The sequence below is a fragment of the Flavobacterium franklandianum genome (genome assembly GCF_007097365.1).
Lineage (GTDB): Bacteria > Bacteroidota > Bacteroidia > Flavobacteriales > Flavobacteriaceae > Flavobacterium > Flavobacterium franklandianum.
The window spans coordinates 61459-86880 of sequence record NZ_VJZR01000008.1 but is presented as its reverse complement, the minus strand read 5'-3'; the positions used below and the strand labels follow the sequence as shown (position 1 = coordinate 86880).

The following is a 25422-nucleotide window of genomic DNA, read 5'->3' as shown; positions in this document are numbered from 1 at the left end:
AATTAGTATTATATTTAAAAAATGCTTTTTTAAAACAAAAATTAATAACAATTCAATAATAGCAAGAAGCTTTTTGGGAACTGCGGTCAATCTCTTGTTTGTTTGGTGTTAAAATTGAAATTTTGCTTTGAATATACTCTTGAAAAATCTCAGGTAGTAAACTCAAAAATATTTCCCAGATTTAAGGTTCAAACACCTTCAGTCTTCTTGCATTTTTCACTGTTACTAAACCAATAAACAATACAACCTATAAAGAAAAGAAATGATAGAAATAAAAAAGTAATGCTTCACATTTTTTGAAAAAAGAATTACTTTAGCACAGAAGTCTGAAATGCTGGTTTCTTTAGATAATTAACTCCATTTTTAGACTTTGAAAAAGGAACTATAATAAAAGTCAAAAAAACACAAAAATGAGACTAGAAGATTTTGACAACGATGAGGATAAAGTTATTCAGGATAAACTAAAAAGAAAAACTTGGAACGAGATTCGAACCAATGATAGTTGGGGGATTTTCAAGATTATGTCTGAGTTTGTAAACGGATATGAATCGATGGGTCGGATAGGTCCTTGTGTCACTATTTTTGGATCGGCACGAATCAAACCAGAGGATAAATATTATTTATTGGCCGAAAAAATAGCTTATAAAATTAGCAAAGCAGGATATGGAGTAATCACTGGTGGTGGTCCCGGCATTATGGAAGCGGGGAACAAAGGTGCGCATTTGGGTGGCGGGATTTCGGTGGGATTGAATATCGAATTGCCATTCGAGCAACATTTTAATCCCTACATTGATCACGACAAAAACTTGAATTTCGATTATTTCTTTGTTAGAAAAGTAATGTTCGTGAAATATTCGCAAGGATTTGTGGTAATGCCGGGCGGTTTTGGCACTCTTGACGAAATGTTCGAAGCGATGACGTTAATCCAAACAAAGAAAATTGGAAAATTCCCCATAATATTGGTTGGTTCTGAATTTTGGTCTGGCTTAATAGAATGGATAAAAACCGTTATGGTCGAAAAAGAAAAAACCATTAATGTTACGGATTTGGATTTATTCAAAATTGTGGATAACGAAGATGAAGTGGTCGAAGTACTGGATAAATTCTACAAAAAATACGATTTATCGCCAAATTTCTAAGCATTATTTTAAAAACCCAAATCTCAATTTAAAACTAAACTTTGAAATCATTTCATAAAATTATATTTTTTATCCTTTTCTTTTTTGCTTCGGCAAAACAATATGGTCAGCATCATTCACGAATAGATGTTGAGGTGAATATGGAACAAAAAACGTTGACCGTTTTACAGGAAATCGAGTTTTTTAATCAATCTGAAGATACTTTGACAAGTATTGTTTTGAATGATTGGAACCATGCGTATTCTTCTAAAACAACTCCTTTGGCAAAACGATTTTCGGACGAATTTTATAGAGGTTTTCATTTGGCAGCTGAAAAAGAGCGCGGTAGTACGAATAATTTAAATATTTCGACAGCCAATAAATCAAAACTTTCTTGGGAAAGAACCGAAAAAAATCCAGATTTAGTTACAGTTAAATTGGATAAAAAATTGGCTCCTAATCAAAAAATTGTTTTACACCTTAACTACATTGTAAAAGTACCTATTGATGATTTTACTCATTATGGTTACACAGAAAGAAGTGGAATGTATCTTAGAAACTGGTTTCTTACCCCTGCGCGATTTGAAAATCATGCTTTTGTTGAATACAATAATTTAAATTTAGATGATATTGCAAATGCAGTTTGTGATTTTGATATTATTCTGAGAATTACAAAAAATTTCGAGCTAACTACAGATTTGGATGAGGAGAAAACTACTCTTTTTGAAAGCTTTTCTTTTTACAAATTGAAAGGAAAAAACAGAACCGATTTTAGTATTTTTTTAGAACCAAAATCTAGTTTTCGCAACTTCAAAAATAGCTCCGTCGAGGTTCTAACTAATATCAGAGGGCATAAGGCTGATGAGATTCAAAAAGCTATTGCGATCGATAAAGTGGTCAATTTTACTCACAATTTAGTTGGAAAAACCCATTACGAAAAAATTATCGTTGCCCAAGCTGATTACGACCGAAATCCTTTCTATGGACTAAATCAGATGCCTGCTTTTTTGGTTCCGTTTCAGGATGAATTTCTCTTTGAAATTAAATTTTTGAAAACGTATTTGAACAATTATCTGAAAAATAATTTAAAGTTAGACCCCAGAAAAGACAACTGGATTTATGATGGCATTCAGGTATATACAATGATGCGATATATTGACGAATACTACCCTGAATTAAAAATGACTGGACGCATATCTACTTTTAAATTATTCAAAGGGTTCCATCTTTTAAATATTGATTTCAACGAGCAATACAGTTATTTTTATTTGCTTATGGCTCGAAAAAATTTAGACCAACCACTAAGCTCGCCAAAAAATACTTTGATAAAATTTAATGAGCAAATTGCCAGTAAATATAGAGCTGGTTTGAGTTTAATCTATCTTGATAATTTTATTGGAAACAGTTCTGTATCAAATAGTATTCAGCAATTTAATGCCCTAAATACTAAAAAGATTTGTGGGGCAAATGATTTCGAAACAATTATAAAATCGAGTACTAATAAAGATATTAATTGGTTTTTTAAAACTATTATTAATTCTAGAGAAATTATTGATTACAAGTTTTCTAATGTGACAAAAACCAAAGATAGTGTTTCATTTTCGTTGAAGAACAAGACGAATACTTTTGTACCAATATCAATTTATGGTATAAAAAACGATACAATTGTTTTCAAAAAATGGTTAGAACCCCAAAAAAATGACAGCATTTACACCTTAGAAAGAAATCAGGCCAACAAGATCATTATCAATTATAAAAATGAAGTTCCTGAATTCAATTTAAGAAATAATTGGAAAAAATTAGAAGGTTTTTTTCCTAATAGTCGACCTTTTAAATTTACTTTTATAAAGGATTTAGAAGATCCCTATTACAATCAAATTATTTATGCTCCGATACTCACTTATAATTTATATGACGGGCTTTCGCCGGGAATGCGATTCCACAACAGAGCTATTTTGAACAGGCCTTTTGTGTATGACATCAATCCTACTTTTGCGACAAAATCGAACATGATAACGGGTTCAGCTATCTTCATGTTGAATAAAGATTATCGTGACAATAGTTTGTTTAGCGTAAGATATTCTATAAGTGGCAACTATTTTCATTATGCTCCAGATGCAACCTACTTAAAAATAAACCCAATGGTTTTGATGCAATTTCGAAATGATGATTATAGAGACAATAGAAAACAACTACTGCTTTTTCGACAAGTAATCATAAATCGAGAAAAAAGTGAGATAGTTATTGATAGTTCACTTCAGGATTATTCGGTTTTTGATGCAAAATATATCAACTCAAGAACGGAGCTAACAAATCATATCAGCTTTGTAGGAGACGTTCAGTTTTCACGCGAATTTGGTAAAATTTCTACCGAATTACAATATCGAAAACTATTCGAAGACAATCGCCAACTTAATCTGCGAATGTACGCAGGAGCTTTTACGTACAACACTAGTAATTCGGATTTTTATAGTTTTGCATTAGACCGACCAACTGATTATCTTTTTGATTATGCTTACCTAGGGAGATCTTCTGAAACTGGCATTGTAAGTCAGGAGTTTATATTAGCCGAAGGTGGTTTTAAATCGAAGTTGACGCCCTCTTATGCCAATCAATGGATTGCAACTCTGAACGGAAGTTATTCTATTTGGAATTGGATAGAAGCGTATGGCGATATTGGAGTTGTAAAAAATACGAATCAAAAAGAAAAATTCCTCTTCGATAGTGGTATCCGATTAAATCTTTTGACCGATTATTTCGAGTTATTTTTTCCAATCTATTCCAATAAAGGATGGGAAATTTCGCAACCCAATTACAATGAAAAGATACGATTTGTCATAACACTGAATCCCGATAAATTTATCCAACTATTTACAAGAAAATGGTTTTAGTGGAATAAAAATACTAAAAAAAATTAATTAAAAATTATATTATTATCAATGATATTTAATTAAAAATATACATTTTACAACAAAAACGACTATTATCAAATTTTATTTAGAAAAAATTTAATTCTATTTCTTATAATGAATGATGAAAATAATTAGTTTTTGAGTAAATTTGCACCAAAGTTATACTTCTTGCATTATGATAAAAGAGAAAATAAATTCTGCCCTAACCTTTGAAGACTTCAAAACTGAAGTTTTAAAAGACTACAAAATTGCCATAACAAGCAGAGAATGTAGCCTATTAGGACGTAAGGAAGTATTAACAGGCAAAGCTAAATTCGGCATTTTTGGTGACGGAAAAGAAGTTCCTCAGCTAGCGATGGCAAAGTTTTTTAAAGACGGTGATTTTCGTTCAGGATACTATCGTGATCAAACTTTTATGATGGCTATTGGCGAATTCACTCCACAACAGTTTTTTGCAGGACTTTATGGTCATACTGATATTTCTCAAGAACCTATGTCAGCAGGAAGGCAAATGGGCGGTCATTTTGTAACACACAGCCTCAATGAAGATGGTAGCTGGAAAGATTTGACAAAACAAAAAAATTCTAGTGCTGATATTTCTCCTACAGCTTCGCAAATGCCAAGAATGCTCGGACTTGCCCAAGCATCAAATATTTACAGAAGTATCCCAGAACTTGCAGATAAATCAAATTTTTCGTTAGGCGGAAATGAAATTTCTTGGGGAACTATTGGAAATGCGAGTACATCAGAAGGTTTATTTTTTGAAACTATAAATGCCGCTGGAGTTTTACAAGTACCTCTTATTTTGAGTGTTTGGGATGACGAATACGGAATTTCTGTTCACGCAAAACACCAAACCACAAAAGAAAGTATCTCGGAAATTTTGAAAGGATATCAAAGAGATGAAAACCATAATGGTTTCGAAATATTAAAAGTACAAGGTTGGGATTATCCAAGTTTGATTGAAACCTATGAAAAAGCATCCGATTTAGCTCGTGAACATCACGTTCCAGTTTTAATTCACGTAACCCAACTCACACAACCACAAGGCCACTCTAGTTCAGGTTCGCACGAAAGATACAAAGATGCCAACAGATTGCAATGGGAAAGAGATTTTGACTGCATTCGACAAATGAAACTATGGATGATTGCCATTAATATTGCTTCCTCAGAAGAAATTGAAGAAATTGACTTAATCACTAAAAAAGAAGTATTTGAAGCCAAAAAACTAGCTTGGAATGCATTTCTTAATCCAATAATCGAGGAACAAAAAAGGCTTGTTCAATTGTTAGAAAAAATCGCCCCTACAAGCAAAAATAGCGATAAAATTCTTAAACTTAAAACGAATTTAAGCAACATAAAAGCTCCCTTAAAAAAGGAAATTCTTAGCACCGCTCGAAAAGCATTACGATTAGTAATCAATGAAAATGGAAAACCTGAGTTATCCAATTGGATTACTAATTACTTCGATTTAAACCAACCAAAATTCAGCAAGAATTTATTTTCAGAATCTAATTTGAATGTGTTTTCAGTAAAAGAAGTTTTACCAGAATACGAAGATAACGTCAAAGAAGATACTGATGGCCGAATGATTTTGCGTGATAATTTTAATGTGCTTTTTTCAAAACACCCAGAAGTTTTAATTTTTGGTGAAGATGCAGGAAGCATTGGCGATGTAAATCAAGGATTAGTCGGATTACAAGAAAAATTTGGAGAAACCCGTGTTGCCGATGTTGGCATCAGAGAAGCTTCGATAATCGGTCAAGGAATTGGCATGGCTTTGCGAGGCCTTCGTCCGATTGCAGAAATTCAATATTTAGATTATTTATTGTATGGTGTTCAAATTTTGAGCGATGATTTGGCTACTTTACAATATCGAACTAATGGCAAACAAAAAGCACCACTTATCATTAGAACTCGTGGCCATCGATTAGAAGGAATTTGGCATTCAGGATCCCCAATGGGAATGCTGATAAATGCACTAAGAGGAATTCATATATTAGTCCCAAGAAACATGACCAAAGCCGCTGGATTTTATAACACTTTATTACAATGTGACGAGCCAGCACTTGTGGTAGAATGCCTCAATGGTTACCGATTGAAAGAAAAAATGCCGTTGAATTATGGTGAATTCAAAACACCAATTGGTGTGGTTGAGACTATAAAAGAAGGAGCTGATATTACTTTGGTTTCTTATGGTTCTACTTTGAGATTAGTAGAAGCAGCCGTAAAAGAACTAATGGGAATTGGTATCGATTGCGAAATAATTGATATCCAATCTTTGCTTCCTTTTGATGTCAATCACGATATTGTGAAAAGTATAGCCAAAACAAATCGATTGTTGATAATCGATGAAGATGTTCCTGGCGGAGCTTCGGCCTATATTTTACAACAAATTATAGAAAACCAAGACGGCTATAACTATTTGGATAGCAAGCCGCAAACCTTGACAGCCAAAGCACATCGACCTGCTTACGGAACGGATGGTGATTATTTTTCGAAACCCTCTATTGAAGATATTTTTGAAAAAATATACGCTATGATGAATGAAGTAAACCCCTCAAAATTTCCAGTTTTGTATTAGAAAATAGTTCTTGAATAATATTTTAAACCATTAATAAAATTAAGATTTATATGATTAATGAACCTTAATTTTCTTAATGGTTTATTTTTTTTACTTTATAAAAAAGAACCTATTATATTGAAATCAAACTACTTCATAATTTTAAGCTTCTTCAAATACTTATCCATTACCTCGTTGATTTCAATAGAAATAACAAAACGATAATTGAGATAAACATAAGCGATTGTCAACAACACGGATTTTAGTACAATCGAAATAATAGGATTAAAAGGAAACTCCCAAAAGTAAAATGCAACAAACAAAACAAGCGTTAAAGCCATTGAATACAAGGTTTGTTTGGTAAAAGGATACAAATCTAACTTTTTTACCACAAAAAGCAATTTGGCCAAACTATATAAAGTTATTGATAATAAAGTGGCAAATGCTGAGCCAATTATACCATAAATTGGAATAAAAATCATATTCAATCCAATGGTCATAATCACCAAAAGAACTCCTAACAACAAGACGGTTCGGTAATATTTGGTATTAAAAATTATGGCGTTATTATTCCCTAAAATCAAGTCAAAATATTTTGACAATCCTATCATAAAAACTACCATTATACTGCCAAGATATAATTCTTTTTCCGCGGGATCTTTGATTCCCTGAATAATTATTTCATACAACATATTAATATTCACAAAAATCCCAAGCATTACATAACCCCCTACCACTTGTAAATTAATTGATGTTTTTTTGTACAGATTATCCATTTCATCATGTTTATTTTCGTGCATCAATTTTGCAGTAATGGGATACACAATTTGATGCATTGCACGACTTGGAACAGAAATTACCAAAGCAATGTATGTAGCCACCGAATAAAAAGCGATATTTTCAATATTCATATATTGATTGAGAATAATTTTATCCCCATCTAACAATAAATTAGCCACACTTCCTGACAAAATAATATAAAAAGTATAAGTCAATACATCCTTTACATTACCTGGAATCGTAAACTGAAATACTGGTTTTTGAATACTGAAAGCATAAAACATAGTTACAATCAGAGCAATTAAATACACAACTGCTGTGGCATAAATAAACCCAGCTACACTCAACCAACCAAAATAAACACAAATTAATAATAGTAGTGAGGCCGAACGCAAACCCACTTCTTTAATAAAATTTCCAAAAACCGAATGCATATGAACTCTCAACCAAGCATAAAAAATCTCAAAATAAGCCATGCACAAACCTATTAAAGGGATTAGCCAAATATAATTTTTTACAATTTTATTTTTTTTGGACAAGAAAAATAGAATTTCATCATAATAGAACAACCCAAGTAACAAAAATGGTATTATTATTACAAAAGGAAATAAGACAGTAAACGATAAAAAACGGGAACGCTCCTCGCTAGTTTTACACTGAGAATAGAATTTTACCAAAGTATTTTGCATTCCAATGGCAAAAATAGGCATGATTACATTGGCAAATGAAAGTATAAAATTTGAAAGTCCATAATAAGTTGCCCCAAGTAAAACGGGATACAAATAAATGGTGTTAATCCCCCCAATCGCAAAACCTATGTACGTTATTATTGTGTTTTTAAAAGACTGATTTAATACTATTCCCATTTTAAAAATTAGAAGTTAGAAGCTGGAAGTTAGAAGTTTTACTAATTTTTCGGTCAAACTTTTTCTTGAATATTGTTGTAAACCAACTCCATTCGATTGTAGTTTTCCTTCCAAAAATTGATTATAATGGCCCAAAAGTACACTTTTTAGTTTCATTTTCTCGGAATAATCAAAGAATACGCCTGTGTTTGTATTGGTAATAATTTCGGCAAAGTCGGATCCATTTGGTCCAATTGCAATAATGGGCCTTCCTGAAACCATATATTCAAACAATTTACCTGGAATAATACTTTTTGTATCATCTGAATTAATTTCGATAAGTAATAAAACTTGTGATTTCCTTTGATGCGCAATCGCCTCGGAATGTGAAACATATCCCAAATTATTCAAATAGGGATTCAATTCAAATTGAGAAATGGTTTCTAAAACCTCTTGACTAACTGCTCCTATTAATTTTATTTCTAAATGGATTTTAAAATCAGGAATTTCGTGGAGCAATTCCACTAAAACTTCCCAGAGCAATTTTGGGTTTCTTTCGGAAAGAAAAGAACCAATGTGTGCCAAAGAAAATTTAGTATCCAAAGCTTCTTTAGCAATATTTTCCGTGTCATAACCATTCGTGATTACGGCAATTGGTTTGGTTGTAATGGCTTGAAACTCGGTTTTTGTAGTGTTGCTGGTTACAATAATTGTGTCAGCAGAATTTAGAACTTGATGTTCCAATGATTTGTGTTTCTTGGCAGCAAAACTAGACAATCTCAAGGATTTATGATAGCCAATAGTTGTCCAAGGATCACGGAAATCAGCAAACCATTTGACATTCAATTTCTGCTTTAATTCCAGTCCAATAAGATGCAAACTGTGTGGTGGTCCCGAAGTGACAATGGTGTCTATATTATTATCGACAATGTATTTTTCGAGAAATTTCACCGAAGGTTTTACCCAAAAAACACGGGCATCAGGAATAAATAAATTGCCCCGAATCCACAGCAATAATTTATCTAAAAAAGATTGTTTTCTTTGATTTGGAATAATCCCCGAATTCATTTTTTTGGTTTTATTCTTCGAAAGAAACGAAGCCAGTTGATAGGGTTCGAAGATTTTATGTTTTAAAATAATAGCCTTGTCTGAAACTTCTTTTATCAAGTTTTCATCCACAATAGGATACGTAGGATTCTCCGGAATATAAACAATGGGCTGAACACCAAAATCGGGTAAATATTTCACGAATTTTAACCAACGCTGAACGCCTGGCCCACCAGCTGGAGGCCAATAATAAGTTATGATGAGGAGTTTTTCTGGTTTCAAGTTTAAAATTTAAAGTTTAAACTTTTCTTCTTTTCAACATAAATCCCTCCAACTAATAACAACATCATTCCAATAAAACTAAAAAGCGTAATCATACTTCCTGTTTGTACAACTTGAGGTTCAAATTTGAACTCTATAGTATGTTTTCCTGCTGGAATTTGCATTCCTCTCAAAACGTAATTTACTCTAAAAATACCAGCAGTTTTACCGTCAATTGTAACTTTCCAACCATTTCTATAATACATCTCAGAAAAAACTGCTAATCCATTATTAGTATTATTTGATGTATAATTTAAATGATTTGGTTTATAAAAATCCAATTTAATTGATGCTAGAGAATCTTTTACAAAGCTTTTATTTTTAAGAAGCATTCGTTTTAAAATAAGCAGTCCTGTATCATCTGGGCTATATACAGCCACATTTTTAGAATCCAACTTGTCCAATGCGGTAATCTCAGCATCAGCAGAATTAACAGCTTTCAATTCTTTGACAAACCATGCATTTCCATTGGCATTCGGGTTTTGAACTGGAAACGCAGCACCCGTTGAATCGGTTTGAATAATGTATTTTACATTCAACATATTCAAAACCTCAATATTGTTTTTGGCAATTTGATAATCAAATAATTGTTGCATTCTTCGAGGTTTTACGGCACTATAACCCCCAATCGATTTATGAAAATAAGAGGATCTGGCGCTGGAAAGATTTCCATCCACCTCAAAAACTCTGTAATGGGACTTGTCTTGTAAAATCTGAACATCGGCTGGCGTTTCCTGAAAAGGAACTTCTACTTCTCTTTTGCTAACAAAACCATCGGCATCAACATAATTTTTATCTACTAGAACCAAATCGAAAACCATTACTAATCCCACAAGAATTATGGTTGTATTTTGTGCTAATTTATTTTTGAGAAACAACCATAAAACACCAGCCGCAATCAAAATAAAGAATCCTGAACGCAATAAATCTGCCGCATACAAACTTTTTCTGTCTTCTTTTAAAGCGTCTATAAATCCTGTTCCAAAAGCTTTGTCTTGTCCTTGACTGAACATTTGCAACAATTGAGAATCCATTTGACCCACAAAATCAAAAGTACTTCTGAGAAGAAATAATCCTATTATTAGTCCAAATACAGTAGCTGATGCCTTCCATAAACTTGGCCATTGTTTTTCTTTGTCTTGGGTGAAAAATGATTGGAAACCCATAATAGCCAGCACTGGAAAACAAAGTTCCAAAATCACTTGTATGGACGAAACCGCTCTAAACTTATCATACATTGGAACAAAATCTATAAAGAAATCGGTAACCGAAGATAAATTTTTACCCCAAGACAACACCAAGGAAAATAATGCTCCAGCAAGAAAAACATACTTAATTTTTCGGTTGTCATGATACAATCCCAAAATACCTAAAAAGAAAACAACAATTCCAATATAAGCCGGCGCTGCCACTATAGGTTGCTGCCCCCAATAAGTAAAACCATAGTTTTCTGTAAATTGTTGAGCCTCTTCTGGAGATGCTCCATATTGCGTCATAAATTTATAAACACTCGAATCTGTATTCAATTTTTCGCTGTTTCCACCTCCAAAAAGTCGTGGCGCAATCAAATTGAAACTTTCGGCAATTCCGTAACTGTATTCGGTGATGTATTCACGTGACAGAGCACTGTTTCCTGTTATTTTTGAGCCATCTGGATTTAAAGTCAATTCACTTTTTCCACGAGTACTAAATTTTGCATATTCGGCTGTGGCCAATAAATTCGTAGCATTGGCTCCAATGGCAAAAATTCCAGCTATTGCCAAAACTCCGAAGGAAGTAAAAAGAGGTTTAAATTCTTTTTCTTTTATTGCCAAATAAATAAAATACCCCGAAAGTACCAACAAAAAAATCAACAAATAATAGGTCATTTGAAAGTGATTGGCGTTGATTTCCAAAGCAACGGCAAACATCGTCAGCAATCCTCCCCAAATGTATTTCTTTTGAAAAACCAGTATAAAACCAGCAATAACCAATGGCATATACCCAATGGCGTGTGCTTTGGCATTATGACCAACACCTAAAATTATTATCAAATAAGTAGAAAACCCAAAGGCTAGCGCCCCAAAAAATGCTTTGAGCGGATCTACTTTCAAAACCAAAAGCAAGCCGTAAAAACCAAGAAAATACAAGAATAAATAATCGGCAGGACGAGGCAAAAACCGAATGGCATCATCTAGCATTCCAATATAATCGTGCGGATATTTGGCTCCCAATTGATAGGTTGGCATTCCTCCAAAAGCCGAATTGGTCCAAAAAGGTTCTTGATGATCTGAAGCTCTAAAGTCGTTTTGCTCCTTTGCCATTCCGGTGTATTGGGCAATATCCGATTGCAGAATTTGTTTGCCTTGTAAAACTGGATAAAAATAAATAAGAGAAATTAATACGAATCCAAGTAGGACAAGGGCGTGCGGATATAACTTTTGAAGTTGCTTCATCGAATCGGTTTATGGTTTGGTCTAATGCTTTTGGGTAAATTTAATCTATTTCTTCGTAATCAACATATTCCCCTACTTTTTTGGTTTCGCGAGGTTTTTTAGCATTGGCAGTATCAATAATAATTTCATCCTTATTTGCGGTTTTTTGCCAAGAATTTCCTTGTGCTTGTTGCTGCTGTTTTTGGAAATTTTCTCCCGCTTTTTGAACTACTTTTTTAACTAATACTGGCAAAAAAATTCTAGCTAAAAACTTTATAATATAGTAAATAGCAATGATATAAATTAAAGTCCTTATAAATCCTGAAAATGATGCTTCTTGCATAATTAAATAATTTTTGGCAAAATTAACAATTCCATGGTTCAAAATTAAAATATCATTCTTAAATAAATAATAAAATATAGTACATTTGAAATGCGTTATCCCTTTTTAACCAAATAACATAATATGTACAAAATCAAAAACCTTGTCGTTGCAACATTTTTTTTGTTCCCTTTGATTCATTATGGACAACACACTGACCAAATCAATTCGAATAGGCCTGGCGAAACCATGTCGGCTTATGCCGTTGGAAAATCGGTTATTCAAGTAGAATCTGGGATTTATGGCATCAAAGAAAATCATAGCATTCTGAATTATGATGCCAATGGATTTGGTATTGATATGACACTAAGATGGGGATTGCTCATGGAAAAACTAGAATTGATTGCCGATTTGCAATACCAATATGAATATTTAAATCCAGCCATAGCTTATCCAGAGAAATCAGCTTTCAAACAAACCGTTTTGGGTGCAAAATATTTGATTTACGACCCATTCAAAAACTACGAAAAAAACATCAATGTGTTCAGTTGGAAAGCCAATCATTCCTTTAATTGGCATCAATTTATTCCTGCGGTTTCAGTTTTTGCTGGGGCGAATATTACTCTCGCTGACAATCCTTATTATTTTTCGCCAGATGCGGCCATTTCTCCAAAAATAGCATTGATAACCCAAAATCATTTTGGTGACGGAACTTGGGTTTTTGTGACCAATATTATTGCCGATTACATTGGAACAGATTATCCGAGTTATGGTTACGGCATTACCCTAACCAAAGGTTTCAATCGAAAATGGTCTGGTTTTATCGAAAATCAAGGTTATATGAGTGATTTTTATAGTGACGCGATTGTTCGTGGTGGAGCCGCATATCTGATTCACGATGATTTGCAAATTGATGCTTCGATAAGTACCAGTTTGAAAGATACACCTTCAATACTTTATGGTGGAATTGGATTTTCTTGGCGTTATGATGCCGGTTACAAAGAAATACGAATGAAAGTGGACACCGGAGATTCAGATAAAAAAGCCAAAAGAAAAGCTAAAAAAACTAAAAAAGGATAAATTTACAACACCTAATAATTACTAATGATTACCATCAAAGAAGCCGTTACAAAAAAGGAAATGACCGAGTTCGTCAAATTTCCTTTCTCCTTATACAAAGACAACAAATATTGGGTTCCACCCATAATTGCCGATGAATTGGAAAGTTTTGACCGAACCAAAAATCCTGCTTTCGAAAGTGCCGAAGCCTATTTTTATTTGGCTTATAAAAACAATCAAATTGTAGGCAGAATAGCCGCTATTATCAACTGGGGCGAAGTCAATAACCAACACAAAAAGAAAGTGCGTTTTGGTTGGTTCGACGTAATTGACGATATTGAAGTCACCAAAGCGTTATTGGAAAAAGCATATGAATTAGGAAGAAAAAACAATTTGGAACACGTCGAAGGCCCAATGGGTTTCTCCAACTTGGACAAAGTGGGTGTTCTCACCGAAGGTTTCGACGAAATGGGAACAATGATTACTTGGTACAATCACCCTTATTTTTCAACACATTTAGAGCAACTCGGATTTGTAAAAGAGAAAGAATATATCGAAAGTATTTTTCCGTTTTCGAATGTGAAACCGGAATTTTTTGTAAAAGCACAAGCCTTAATCAAAAAACGATATGAACTAACGAGTTTGACCTTTACCAAAACAAAAGATATTATGCCATTAGTCGACAAAATGTTTGATTTGTTCAATAGTTCATATGCTGATTTATCTTCGTTTGTGGCCATCACCGACGCTCAAAAAGAATATTTTAAGAAGAAATACATCAGTTTCATCAATCCAGAATACATCAAATTTGTGATGGATAAAAATAATGATATTGTAGCTTTCAGCATCGTAATGCCTAGTTTTTCAGAAGCGTTGCAGAAAGCCAAAGGCAAACTTTTCCCTTTTGGATTTTATCATTTACTCAAAGCCAGAAAACACAGCAAAGATGTTGTTTTCTACTTGATAGGCGTTCATCCTGAATACCAAAACAAAGGTGTTACAGCTATTCTTTTTGACGAATATTTTAGAACTTTTACTGAAAAAGGAATTGTCAATTGCATTAGAACTCCTGAATTAGAAGAGAATCATGCTATTCATAATTTATGGAAAAATTTCGACCCAAGAATTCACTGTAAGAGAAAAACGTTTATTAAAAATCTTTGAGAAGAGTTGGAAGATGGAAGATGGAAGATGGAAGTTAACAAAAAAATGAAAACGCCTTGAGAAATCAAGGCGTTTTCGTTTGTATACAGATATTTAACATTCTTAATCTGAAATCTGAAACTAAGCGTCCAAATCGACTTTAGTTCTGCTGGCAATTTCTTTATAAGTACCGTTTACTAATTTCTCACGAATCGCTTCAAAAGCGGTTAGTGTTTGGTCAATATCGTCTAATGTGTGTGGTGCAGTAGGAATAACACGCAATAAAATCATTCCTTTTGGAATAACAGGATAAATTACGATTGACAAGAAAATACCATAGTTTTCTCTTAAATCATTCACCATTACCATCGCTTCTGGGACACTTCCTTCAAGATAAACTGGTGTTACACAAGTATTGGTATCTCCAATATTAAATCCTTTACTTCTCAATCCACCTTGCAACGCATTTACATTCTCCCAAAGTTTATCTTTCAATTCAGACGAATTACGCAATAATTCCAAACGTTTCAAAGAACCAATGGTTTGAATCATCGGCAACGCTTTGGCAAACATTTGTGAACGCAAATTGTATTTCAAATAATCAATAATTTCCTTGTCGGCAGCCACAAAAGCACCAATATTCGCCATCGATTTGGCAAAAGTAGAAAAGTAAACATCAATTTCATCCTGAACACCTTGCTCCTCACCTGCTCCAGCACCTGTTTTCCCAAGGGTTCCAAAACCGTGTGCATCATCGACCAAAAGACGGAAATTGTATTTTTCTTTCATCGCTACAATCTCTTTCAACTTTCCTTGTTGTCCTCGCATTCCGAAAACACCTTCGGTAATAAAAAGAATTCCTCCTCCTTGTTCCGTTGCCAATTTAGTAGCACGTTGCAGGTTTTTCTCCATACTTTCAATGTCGTTGTGCTTGTACGTAAAACGTTTTCCGCTATGCAAACGAACGCCGTCAATAATACAAGCGTGAGCATCTACATCGTAAACAATCACATCGTTTCTGGTTACCAAAGCATCAATAATAGACACCATTCCTTGGTACCCAAAATTCAACAAATAAGCCGATTCTTTCATGACAAAAGCAGCCAATTCTTGCTCTAATTGTTCGTGATATTTGGTGTGACCTGACATCATTCTCGCTCCCATTGGAGCAGCTGCACCAAACTCGATAGCTGCATCAGCATCGGCTTTTCGCACTTCGGGATGATTGGCTAGACCTAAATAATCGTTCAAACTCCAGTTTAAAACCTCTTTTCCTTGAAATTTCATTCTTGGTCCTAAATCTCCTTCTAATTTTGGAAACACAAAATAACCTTCTGCTTGTGAAGCCCATTTTCCCAATGGTCCTTTATTGTTTTGAATTCTTTCGAATAAATCTTTTACCATAATATAGTGAAGTATTATATTTTTTTGAAGTTGCAAAATTAATTATTTAATCTTTCTTATCATAATATAAATATATTTAAAAAAATCATAATTGTCATTTTGGCGATAGGAAAAATCTGGAGCAATTTCCAGCTGTTCATTACAATCTTTTTTAATAAAATCTTTTTTCCAAGGCCTTGCAGGAACTTCTCCCGAAGCGTCGGGAGTCGTTCTGCAACACCAGGAAAAAATAGCTTTTCTCAAAAAAAGGATTTCCATTTCTATCTGGGCTAGGCATTCGATTTTACAATAAACTTTGTATATTTGATTAATTGAATACTCACTACTGAGTTCTGAACACTATTTTTATATGTCACAAGATACCAAAGAATTAAAACTCGCAGTCCTTATTGATGCCGACAATGTTCCTTACAGCAATGTAAAAGGAATGATGGAAGAAATAGCCAAATACGGAACGCCAACCACAAAACGTATTTATGCCGATTGGACAAAACCAAATGCAAACGGTTGGAAAACGGTTTTATTGGAACACGCCATCACTCCTATTCAACAATACAGTTATACCGTTGGGAAAAACTCTTCGGATTCGGCGATGATTATCGATGCAATGGATTTGTTGTACTCTGATAAAGTGGATGGTTTTTGTATCGTTTCCAGCGACAGCGATTTCACGCGACTGGCCATTCGATTAAGAGAATCTGGAATGAAAGTCATTGGCATTGGCGAAAAGAAAACGCCCAATTCGTTTATTGTTGCTTGCGATAGATTCATCTATATAGAAGTTTTAGACGGAGCCATCAAAAAGACCCGAGTAATAGCAAACGGACGAAGCAAGTCTCCAAAACAAACTGCTGCTCCTGTTGCAGAGTCTAAAAAACCTGCAGAAAAAGAGACGACACCCAACAAAATCGACAGCCAAACTATAGAACTTATTGAAGATACCCTAGATGCTATTGGCGATGAAGATGGCTGGGCCTTCCTTGGTGATGTGGGAAATCTCATTGTGAAGAAAAAACCAGAATTCGACCCTAGAAATTACGGTTTTTCAAAACTGACTCCTATGCTTAAATCCTTAACCGACATTCTAGAAATTGACGAAAGAGAATCAGACAAAAAAGGAATCAAGCACGTTTTTGTGAGGTTACGTTATAGTTAATGATCTGTTTATATAACACAAAAAAGGAGGCCTTTTACAGTCCTCCTTTTTTTGATTTTGATTTACAATTATTTACTTCGAATTACCCTTTAGTTGATTAATAAATAATCTTCCATATTTCGGTGATTAAGCAAACAAGTAATTAATCAAAACCATAATCAAATTTACATTTTAATTTTTACAATAATATAAAAATCAATATTTTAACTTCAATTTAACTCGCCTGCTTTAGAAATAATTCAAACTGTAATAAAACAGATACAATTGAAATTAGAATATAAATAAACCTACTCTTTCCATGAAAATTTTGGACAAAAAAGGAGGGCTTTTTATAGCCCTCCAATTTGTAAGTTTTGATTTATCATTATCTAACTTATGCTGTAAACAGTATAGCTGACTATTGAGATACTTTTTCTAATATAGAATATTTATGATATTATATGCTCAAGTAATTAATCAAAACTACACTCAAATGTACAAATAAAATTAATTCAAAACACTGCTTTTCATTACTTTAACATTATATTATGAAGCAGATAATTTCTAAAGTATTACTTCGTAAAATATAAGTTTAAAGTACCCGATTTTCCGTTGTAATTGCCGTCAATTTTTAATATTAACTCGATTGATGATAGGCTCGCAACATCAAAAGTGCCATTAAAACTAGAACCTACCACATTTATTATAATACTATTTCCATTTTGAGACCAAGTCCCTATTTTTTCTTCAAATACACAATTTGGTTTATAATCACCAAATTTCACAATACCTCCAGCAATAAATTCGACATAATCTTTAGTACATCCATCTTCATTTTTTAAATAATCAGTTGTGTAAGGGATGGTAAAACCGCTAGATGACGCAGTTGATTTATTGAAATTCCATTTTCCTACTAGATAATCCATATCTACAGGTCCACTAATATCTTTGGTGCAAGAGGTGAATACTGTTGCAAGAATTAATACCGAAGCAAATAAAATATTTAATTTTTTCATCACATAATTATATTGGTTAGTGTACAAAAATAATCAAAAAATATAAAACCTAAAAGCAAGTCTGTTTATCTACCCAAAATACCAACAGATCATAAGTTTAATCTTATGATATAGAGATGAAAGTAATATCTAGTCTAAAAATGAAAATCAAAAAATGAAATTACCATTTTCAAAACGGTGTATCTTTGCATTATATCGAATCAAAACTAAAAATATGAAACTCGTATTTGCAACAAACAACAAAAATAAAATAGTTGAAGTCCAACAAATGCTTCCTTCAACTATCGAAATTATAAGTCTAGAAAGCATTGGTTGTTTTGAAGAAATTCCAGAAACGGCTGATACTATAGAAGAAAACGCAATTATGAAAGCTGATTATGTAACCCAAAAATACGGCTACGATTGCTTTGCAGATGACACAGGACTAGAAGTCGAAGCGTTAAACGGTGAACCTGGCGTTTTCTCAGCTCGCTACGCAGGAGAACAACGTAATTCTGAGGACAATATGAATAAATTATTAGAATCTTTATCCAATGAAAACAATAGAAAAGCTCAGTTTAAAACAGTAATTGCATTGAATTTAAATGGGAAACAGCATCTTTTTACAGGAATTTCCAAAGGCGAAATTACTTTAGAAAAAACAGGAAATCAGGGTTTTGGCTATGATCCCATCTTCAAACCCGAAGGTTATAAGATGACTTTTGCACAACTTTCGCTCGAAGAAAAAGGTACAATCAGCCATCGTGGCAAGGCAACAGAGCAACTTATAGCGTTCCTAAAAAACTAACTAATTGATTTTCAAATAACAATAAAATATTAAATCTGGAATTTGCATTAGATTTTCTCATTTATTAGCAGTACTTTTGCAGCAAATTTTAAAAATACATATGAACAAATTTGAACAATTAGGATTGAGTGAATCGCTACAACGTGCGATTATCGATCTAGGATTTGAGAATCCGACCGAAGTACAGGAGAAAGCGATTCCCCTATTATTGGAACAAGACATTGATTTAGTTGCGTTGGCTCAGACAGGGACAGGGAAAACGGCAGCTTTCGGTTTTCCAGTCATCCAAAAAATTGATGCCAACAACAGAAATACACAGGCGTTGATTTTATCACCTACCCGCGAACTATGTTTGCAGATTACAAACGAGATTAAAAACTACTCCAAATACGAAAAAGGTATCAATGTAGTTGCAGTTTACGGTGGTGCAAGTATTACTGACCAAGCTAGGGACATCAAAAGAGGCGCACAAATTATTGTGGCTACTCCAGGTAGAATGCAAGACATGATTAACAGGGGATTGGTAAACATTTCCCAGATTAATTACTGTATTCTTGACGAAGCAGATGAAATGTTGAACATGGGTTTCTACGAAGATATCGTAAACATCCTTTCAACAACACCTGACGAAAAAAACACATGGTTATTCTCGGCAACAATGCCGCAAGAAGTAGCACGAATTGCAAAACAATTTATGCGTGAACCAGTAGAAATTACTGTAGGAGCGAAAAACTCAGGTTCAGCGACGGTTTCTCACGAATTTTACTTGGTAAATGCCCGTGACCGTTATGAAGCTTTGAAAAGATTGGCCGATGCCAATCCAGACATTTTCTCGGTAGTTTTTTGTAGAACGAAACGTGACACACAAGCTGTTGCCGAAAAATTAATTGAAGATGGGTATAGCGCTGCCGCTTTGCACGGAGATTTATCTCAAGCACAACGTGACGGTGTAATGAAATCTTTTAGAGGTCGCCAAATCCAAATGCTTGTTGCTACTGACGTTGCAGCTCGTGGAATTGACGTTGACAATATCACTCACGTAGTAAACTACCAATTACCTGACGAAATAGAAACTTACAATCACCGTTCCGGCCGTACCGGTCGTGCAGGGAAATTAGGAACTTCTATCGTTATTGTAACCAAAAGTGAAATCCGCAAGATTTCTTCTATCGAAAGAATCATCAAACAGAAATTCGAAGAAAAAACAATTCCTTCTGGAATCGAAATCTGCGAAATCCAATTGTTGCACCTTGCCAACAAAATTAAGGATACCGAAGTAGATCACGAAATTGACAACTACCTTCCAGCTATAAACAGCGTTCTTGAAGGATTGTCGAAAGAAGAACTAATCAAGAAAATGGTATCGGTAGAATTCAACCGTTTTATTGCTTACTACAAGAAAAACAGGGACATTTCAAATCAAGCTTCAGGTTCAGAAAGACGTGAGCGTGATGATAGAGACGGAGCTCAAAGAGAAAACAACAATGGCGGAGCTACAAGATATTTCGTGAACATTGGTTCAAGAGATAATTTCGATTGGATGTCATTGAAAGATTACTTGAAAGAAACATTAGACTTAGGTCGTGATGACGTTTTCAAAGTAGATGTAAAAGAAGGTTTCTCTTTCTTTAACACCGACCCAGAACACACAGATAAAGTAATGGAAATATTGAACAACGTACAATTAGAAGGTCGTCGTATCAATGTTGAAATTTCTAAAAACGACGGTGGCGGAAGACGCGATCACAACGGAAGAAGTTCAGGTGGTTTTGGCGGAAGTCGTTCAGGTGGAGAAAGAAGTTCAGCTCCAAGAAGAGAAGGAAGTTTTGCTCCAAGACGTGAAGGTTCTGGTGGCGGATTTAGAAGCGACAAAAGTTCAGCTCCACGTGAAGGTGGTTTTGGACCAAGAAGTACTGCAGCTCCAAGAACTAGCGGCTACTCTGAAAGAGCACCTAGATCCTCAGAAGCTCCTAGACGTGAAGGCGGTTCCTCAGAAAGACCAGCAAGACGTTCTGAAAGTTTTGGTGATGCTCCAAGAGAAAAAAGACCAAGAAGAAGTTAAATCCTCACCCCTAGCCCCTCTCCAAAGGAGAGGGGAATTTGGGAATTGAAAATTAACTCATTTTGTTAATTTTCTTATAATTATACTGAAACTACAAAATATTTAATCCCGTTTTATTACTTTTAAAGTTTTAAATCAGTTTATGAAATATTTTGTAGTTTTCTTTTTTTTAATACTCTCCTCAACAACTTTCGCACAAGTTATTGAACCAGCCCAAACCGTTACTGGGACCATTATCAATGACAACACTAAATTCCCTTTACCCAATGTAAATATCATCAACATTAATAAAGTAAGAGGAACTACTACAGATGAAAAAGGCAACTTTGAACTAGCCGTTTCCGTAAATGATACACTTCACATTACTATAATAGGATTCCAATCCTTGAGAATTAAAGTGACCAACGACTGGGTAAAAACCAAAACCACCAAAATCCAACTGACCGAAAAAGCTTATGCGCTAGAGGAAGTAATCGTTGGGCGTTACAACTTAACAGGCTATATCGAAGTGGATTCAAAATTGATTCCTGTAAAAGAAAATTATCGTTATAGTATTTCAGGGCTGACCGAAGGGTATGAAGCCGGAGAATATTCGCCAAATGCTTTCGGAAAAGTGATGGGTTCCATCTTTAATCCTGCTGATGCCCTTTATAATTTCTTTGGCAAAAAACCTTATGAACTCAAAAGGCTGAAAGAAATGAAGAAAGACGATACCGTTCGAAATCTTTTGGAAACTAAATATGATCGAGAAACAATTGCAGCACTTTTGGGCGTGGACAAAAAAGAAATTGCCGAAATTCTTGAACGTTGTAATTATTCCGAATCATTTGTAAAAACAGCTAACGACCTTCAAATACTAGATGCTATTAGCTCTTGCTATGAAGAATATAAAATATTGAAAAGGAAATAAATTCTAACAATTTAGTCAGAAAAAGTAATTAATGAATTTATTGATTTAAAAAACTAATCAACATGGATTCCGTTATCCTCAAGAAAATCAAAAAGATAAGTACTATGGCTCGGATCGTATTTCTCAATGCCACTCTGATACCATTTTGCAATAATATTGAGTTGGAAGAGTGAATAATTATCAGCATCCTCGATACTTAATCCTAGAAGACCCGCTAGAAGAAATTCTTCCAAAACTTTGATCGTAACAATGCGTTGAGGAATTCCCTTAGAAATTTGCTCATTCATTTCCTCATAATCCATTCTTCCCGAATTAAATCCAGAAATATAAGCAACACTGCTTTTTTTACAATCTATCTGCAAAAAAGGATTTTGACCATTTGAATAACCATCAAAATAATCTTGTCGATAAGACATGGTAAAAATATTTTTAGTATTCATGAAATGATTTCTTTTATGATTTCTTTACAAACGTATAAACTATTGCTAACTAAAAATATTAAAATCGTTTAAAGGACAAAAAACTCTTTAATTTACAAGTAGCGTGTAGATTATCGATAAAAAATAGACCAAATAACAGCAACTTTTATAATTCTGAAAAATACCTTGACTCAATTCGCTTAATGTCTTTTATCGAGCTCTTGGCCCAAGCCAAACGCTTTTCCAAAATTTCTTCTTGGGATAAATGCCAATCAATTTCTGACTGTCGTAATCTGTTGGTCAAGTTTTGAATAATTATCGCAGCCGAAACAGAAACATTCAAACTTTCGGTAAAACCCGCCATCGGAATTTTAAGAAATCCATCAGCTTTTTGCAAAACCTCATTTGACAATCCATCGCGTTCTGTTCCAAAAAACAAAGCACTAGGTTTCGAAATGTCAAAATCTTCCAACAAACAATCATTTTCATGTGGTGTTGTGGCAATAATTTGATAGCCTTGGTTTTTTAAAGCATCTACACAATGAGTCACATTGTCAAATTTGTTAATATCCACCCATTTTTGCGCACCCATCGCAATTTCCTTGTCGATACTTTTTCCGTAACGCTCTTCAATAACGTTCAATTCCTGAATGCCAAAAACCTCGCAACTGCGCATTACCGCACTGGAATTGTGCATTTGGAAAACATCTTCAACTACAATTGTGAAATGTTTGGTTCTGTTTTCTAATACTTTCAAAAACTTGGATTTTCTATTTTCGGTCAGGATGTTTTCGAGAAAATTAAGGTAATCAAGGTCAATCATATTGCATAATTATTTTTGGTAAAAATACTAAAAAAGAGTAGTTTTATTTCCAATTTAAAATTGAAAGAAAAGAAAAAAAATAACCGCAGATTGCTTCGCCTATTCGCTATGGTTCGGTTCGCAGATTATTAAAAAATAATTCCAAAAATCTGCGCATCTGCGGTAAAAAAAAAACATGAAAAAGAAACTAGTCGTTTTAACTGGAGCAGGAATCAGTGCCGAAAGTGGAATCAAAACATTTCGTGATGCCGACGGACTTTGGGAAGGTCATAATGTGATGGATGTGGCAACGCCCGAGGGTTGGCAAAAAAATCCTGAATTGGTGCTTGACTTTTACAATCAAAGACGCAAACAATTACACGAGGTTCAACCCAATCTTGGACATCAAATCTTAGCAGAATTAGAAAAGGATTTCGAAGTTTCAATCATTACCCAAAACGTAGATAATTTACACACGAAAGCAGGAAGTTCGAATGTGCTGCATCTTCACGGTGAACTGTTAAAAGTAAGAAGTACAGCAAACCAAAACTATATTCTAGACTGGGAAACCGATTTAAATTCAGGCGATATTGATGATAAAGGAAACCAATTGCGCCCACATATCGTTTGGTTTGGCGAGGAAGTTCCCGCTTTGGAAGAAGCTGTAACTATTGTCGAAAAAGCCGATATTCTTATTATTATTGGGACTTCACTACAAGTTTATCCCGCGGCAGGCTTAATGAATTTTGCCAAACCAAGCATTCCAGTGTTTTACATTGACCCAAAACCAGTACCCATTTATGACTTGCCAAATGACATCAAAATCATTGCTACAACAGGCTCAAAAGGAATGAAAATTATTCAAAAAGATCTTAAAAAAATGAAATAACGATTTCAATGGCAATAGCAATTTCAAAATCAATTTAAATTAAAAAACTGAACACTAAACACTGAATACTGAACACTATTCCTTATTTTTGCGCTTTCTAAAAAACCAACAACAATGACTACACTAAACGAATTAAACGCCGTATCGCCAATCGACGGGAGATACAGAAGCAAAACAAGTTCACTTTCAAAATTTTTCTCAGAAGAAGCTTTAATCAAATACCGTGTATTGGTTGAAATTGAATACTTTATTGCGCTTTGCGAAATTCCTTTACCTCAACTTGCAGCCGTAAACCCAAATCTATTCGAAAGTTTACGCAACATCTATAAAAACTTCTCTACCGAAGACGCACTTTGGATAAAAGAAACCGAAAAAGTAACCAACCACGATGTAAAAGCGGTAGAATATTTCATCAAAGATGCTTTCGAAAAATTAGGCTTATCACAATACAAAGAGTTTATCCACTTTGGATTAACATCGCAAGACATCAATAATACAGCGATTCCACTTTCGACAAAAGACGCTTTCGAGAAAGTATATATGCCATCACTAATCACTTTGACCTCAAAATTAAAAGATTTGAGTATCGAATGGCGTGACATTCCAATGCTAGCCAGAACTCACGGACAACCGGCTTCGCCAACACGTTTGGGTAAAGAAATTGGTGTTTTTGTAGAACGTCTAGAAGAGCAAATGCGTTTGTTGTTTAACATTCCTTTTGCAGCAAAATTTGGTGGCGCAACCGGAAATTACAATGCCCATCACGTGGCTTATCCACAAATTGATTGGAGAAAATTTGGTGGTACTTTCGTGGAAGAAATTCTTGGATTACACCACTCCTTCCCGACTACACAAATCGAACATTACGATCATTTTGCTGCTTTTTTCGATGCGTTGAAAAGAATCAACACCATCATTATTGATTTAGACAGAGACATTTGGACTTACGTTTCGATGGAATATTTCAAACAAAAAATCAAAGCGGGAGAAATTGGATCATCGGCAATGCCACACAAAGTAAACCCGATAGATTTTGAAAATTCGGAAGGAAATTTAGGAATGGCCAATGCTATTTTCGAACATCTTTCAGCTAAATTACCACTATCAAGATTGCAACGCGACTTGACCGATAGTACGGTTTTGAGAAATATTGGCGTACCAATAGGACACACATTAATCGCTTTTGAAGCTACGTTGAAAGGCTTGAACAAACTATTGTTGAACGAACCAAAATTCCACGAAGATTTAGAGAAAAACTGGGCAGTTGTTGCCGAAGCGATTCAAACAATCTTGCGTCGTGAAGCCTATCCAAATCCGTATGAAGCATTGAAAGGATTGACAAGAACCAATGAAGCTATTGACAAAAAAGCCATTCATAATTTCATCGCAACTTTAGATGTTTCACCTGAAATTAAAGCCGAATTGATGCAAATCACGCCAAGTAATTTCTTGGGGATTTAATAAAAACCATTCT

At 34.2% G+C, this 25422-nt stretch carries 20 protein-coding genes; 11 read left to right on the top strand and 9 right to left on the bottom strand.

The genetic code is table 11. The annotated features are described in order from the left end of the window. Positions 1-410: 410 nt before the first annotated feature. From FNW17_RS10350 to FNW17_RS10340, 3 genes are all read left to right on the top strand, one after another. The gene (locus tag FNW17_RS10350; protein ID WP_143390565.1) at positions 411-1139 is read left to right on the top strand and encodes an LOG family protein; all 729 of its coding nucleotides are present in this window, start codon (positions 411-413) and stop codon (positions 1137-1139) included. Positions 1140-1180: 41 nt separating this feature from the next. Continuing rightward, positions 1181-4009: a gluzincin family metallopeptidase gene (locus FNW17_RS10345; protein WP_317129776.1), complete on the top strand. Its 2829-nt coding sequence runs from the start codon at positions 1181-1183 to the stop codon at positions 4007-4009. A 196-nt stretch (positions 4010-4205) separates the two neighbouring features. Further along, positions 4206-6614, top strand: coding sequence for an alpha-ketoacid dehydrogenase subunit alpha/beta (locus FNW17_RS10340; protein ID WP_144071593.1), 2409 nt, complete (start codon positions 4206-4208; stop codon positions 6612-6614). A 128-nt stretch (positions 6615-6742) separates the two neighbouring features. Here the strand turns inward: FNW17_RS10340 and FNW17_RS10335 are convergent, their stop codons facing one another. From FNW17_RS10335 to FNW17_RS10320, 4 genes are read right to left on the bottom strand one after another with little or no spacing between them, the layout of a single operon-like run. Further along, complete coding sequence (locus FNW17_RS10335) at positions 6743-8239, bottom strand: oligosaccharide flippase family protein (RefSeq protein WP_144071592.1); 1497 nt, start codon at positions 8237-8239, stop codon at positions 6743-6745. Positions 8240-8254: 15 nt separating this feature from the next. Next, a complete protein-coding gene (locus tag FNW17_RS10330) occupies positions 8255-9547 on the bottom strand; it encodes a glycosyltransferase family 4 protein (RefSeq protein WP_144071591.1) in 1293 nt (430 codons plus the stop codon). 2 nt (positions 9548-9549) lie between these two features. Beyond that, positions 9550-12021: a YfhO family protein gene (locus FNW17_RS10325; RefSeq protein ID WP_144071590.1), complete on the bottom strand. Its 2472-nt coding sequence runs from the start codon at positions 12019-12021 to the stop codon at positions 9550-9552. A gap of 40 nt (positions 12022-12061) precedes the next feature. Further along, positions 12062-12343, bottom strand: coding sequence for a DUF4834 family protein (locus FNW17_RS10320; protein WP_143390570.1), 282 nt, complete (start codon positions 12341-12343; stop codon positions 12062-12064). Between the two features lie 123 nt (positions 12344-12466). Here FNW17_RS10320 and FNW17_RS10315 point away from each other — a divergent pair, with 123 nt between their 5' ends. Then, positions 12467-13402, top strand: coding sequence for a transporter (locus FNW17_RS10315; protein ID WP_144071589.1), 936 nt, complete (start codon positions 12467-12469; stop codon positions 13400-13402). A 24-nt stretch (positions 13403-13426) separates the two neighbouring features. After that, positions 13427-14545: a GNAT family N-acetyltransferase gene (locus FNW17_RS10310; protein WP_144071588.1), complete on the top strand. Its 1119-nt coding sequence runs from the start codon at positions 13427-13429 to the stop codon at positions 14543-14545. Positions 14546-14665: 120 nt separating this feature from the next. On the opposite strand, the gene FNW17_RS10305 is transcribed toward FNW17_RS10310, so the two are convergent. Both FNW17_RS10305 and FNW17_RS10300 read right to left on the bottom strand, forming a co-directional pair. Then, a complete protein-coding gene (locus tag FNW17_RS10305; RefSeq protein ID WP_143390573.1) occupies positions 14666-15928 on the bottom strand; it encodes an aminotransferase class I/II-fold pyridoxal phosphate-dependent enzyme in 1263 nt (420 codons plus the stop codon). Positions 15929-15970: 42 nt separating this feature from the next. Beyond that, positions 15971-16186, bottom strand: a complete 216-nt coding sequence (locus FNW17_RS10300; protein ID WP_143390574.1) for a hypothetical protein — start codon at positions 16184-16186, stop codon at positions 15971-15973. A gap of 91 nt (positions 16187-16277) precedes the next feature. Here FNW17_RS10300 and FNW17_RS10295 point away from each other — a divergent pair, with 91 nt between their 5' ends. Then, positions 16278-17084: an NYN domain-containing protein gene (locus FNW17_RS10295; protein ID WP_143390575.1), complete on the top strand. Its 807-nt coding sequence runs from the start codon at positions 16278-16280 to the stop codon at positions 17082-17084. Between the two features lie 551 nt (positions 17085-17635). On the opposite strand, the gene FNW17_RS10290 is transcribed toward FNW17_RS10295, so the two are convergent. Continuing rightward, a complete protein-coding gene (locus tag FNW17_RS10290; protein WP_143390576.1) occupies positions 17636-18079 on the bottom strand; it encodes a lipocalin family protein in 444 nt (147 codons plus the stop codon). Between the two features lie 214 nt (positions 18080-18293). On the opposite strand from FNW17_RS10290, the gene FNW17_RS10285 reads away from it, so the two are divergent. The 3 genes from FNW17_RS10285 (at position 18294) to FNW17_RS10275 (ending at position 21838) form a co-directional block, all read left to right on the top strand. Then, on the top strand, positions 18294-18866 hold the full coding sequence (locus FNW17_RS10285) for a non-canonical purine NTP diphosphatase (RefSeq protein WP_144071587.1): 573 nt from the start codon (positions 18294-18296) through the stop codon (positions 18864-18866). Between the two features lie 100 nt (positions 18867-18966). Beyond that, complete coding sequence (locus tag FNW17_RS10280) at positions 18967-20928, top strand: DEAD/DEAH box helicase (protein ID WP_144071586.1); 1962 nt, start codon at positions 18967-18969, stop codon at positions 20926-20928. A 142-nt stretch (positions 20929-21070) separates the two neighbouring features. Beyond that, a complete protein-coding gene (locus tag FNW17_RS10275; RefSeq protein ID WP_144071585.1) occupies positions 21071-21838 on the top strand; it encodes a carboxypeptidase-like regulatory domain-containing protein in 768 nt (255 codons plus the stop codon). Positions 21839-21891: 53 nt separating this feature from the next. On the opposite strand, the gene FNW17_RS10270 is transcribed toward FNW17_RS10275, so the two are convergent. Together FNW17_RS10270 and FNW17_RS10265 are read right to left on the bottom strand one after the other, a co-directional pair. Then, on the bottom strand, positions 21892-22254 hold the full coding sequence (locus FNW17_RS10270) for a hypothetical protein (RefSeq protein ID WP_144071584.1): 363 nt from the start codon (positions 22252-22254) through the stop codon (positions 21892-21894). 169 nt (positions 22255-22423) lie between these two features. Continuing rightward, entirely contained in the window at positions 22424-23080 is a 657-nt protein-coding gene (locus tag FNW17_RS10265; RefSeq protein WP_144071583.1) for a TrmH family RNA methyltransferase, read from the bottom strand. A 175-nt stretch (positions 23081-23255) separates the two neighbouring features. On the opposite strand from FNW17_RS10265, the gene FNW17_RS10260 reads away from it, so the two are divergent. Further along, a complete protein-coding gene (locus tag FNW17_RS10260) occupies positions 23256-23948 on the top strand; it encodes an SIR2 family NAD-dependent protein deacylase (protein ID WP_144071582.1) in 693 nt (230 codons plus the stop codon). A gap of 114 nt (positions 23949-24062) precedes the next feature. Beyond that, the gene (purB, locus tag FNW17_RS10255; RefSeq protein ID WP_143390583.1) at positions 24063-25409 is read left to right on the top strand and encodes an adenylosuccinate lyase; all 1347 of its coding nucleotides are present in this window, start codon (positions 24063-24065) and stop codon (positions 25407-25409) included. The last annotated feature ends 13 nt before the right edge of the window (positions 25410-25422 follow it).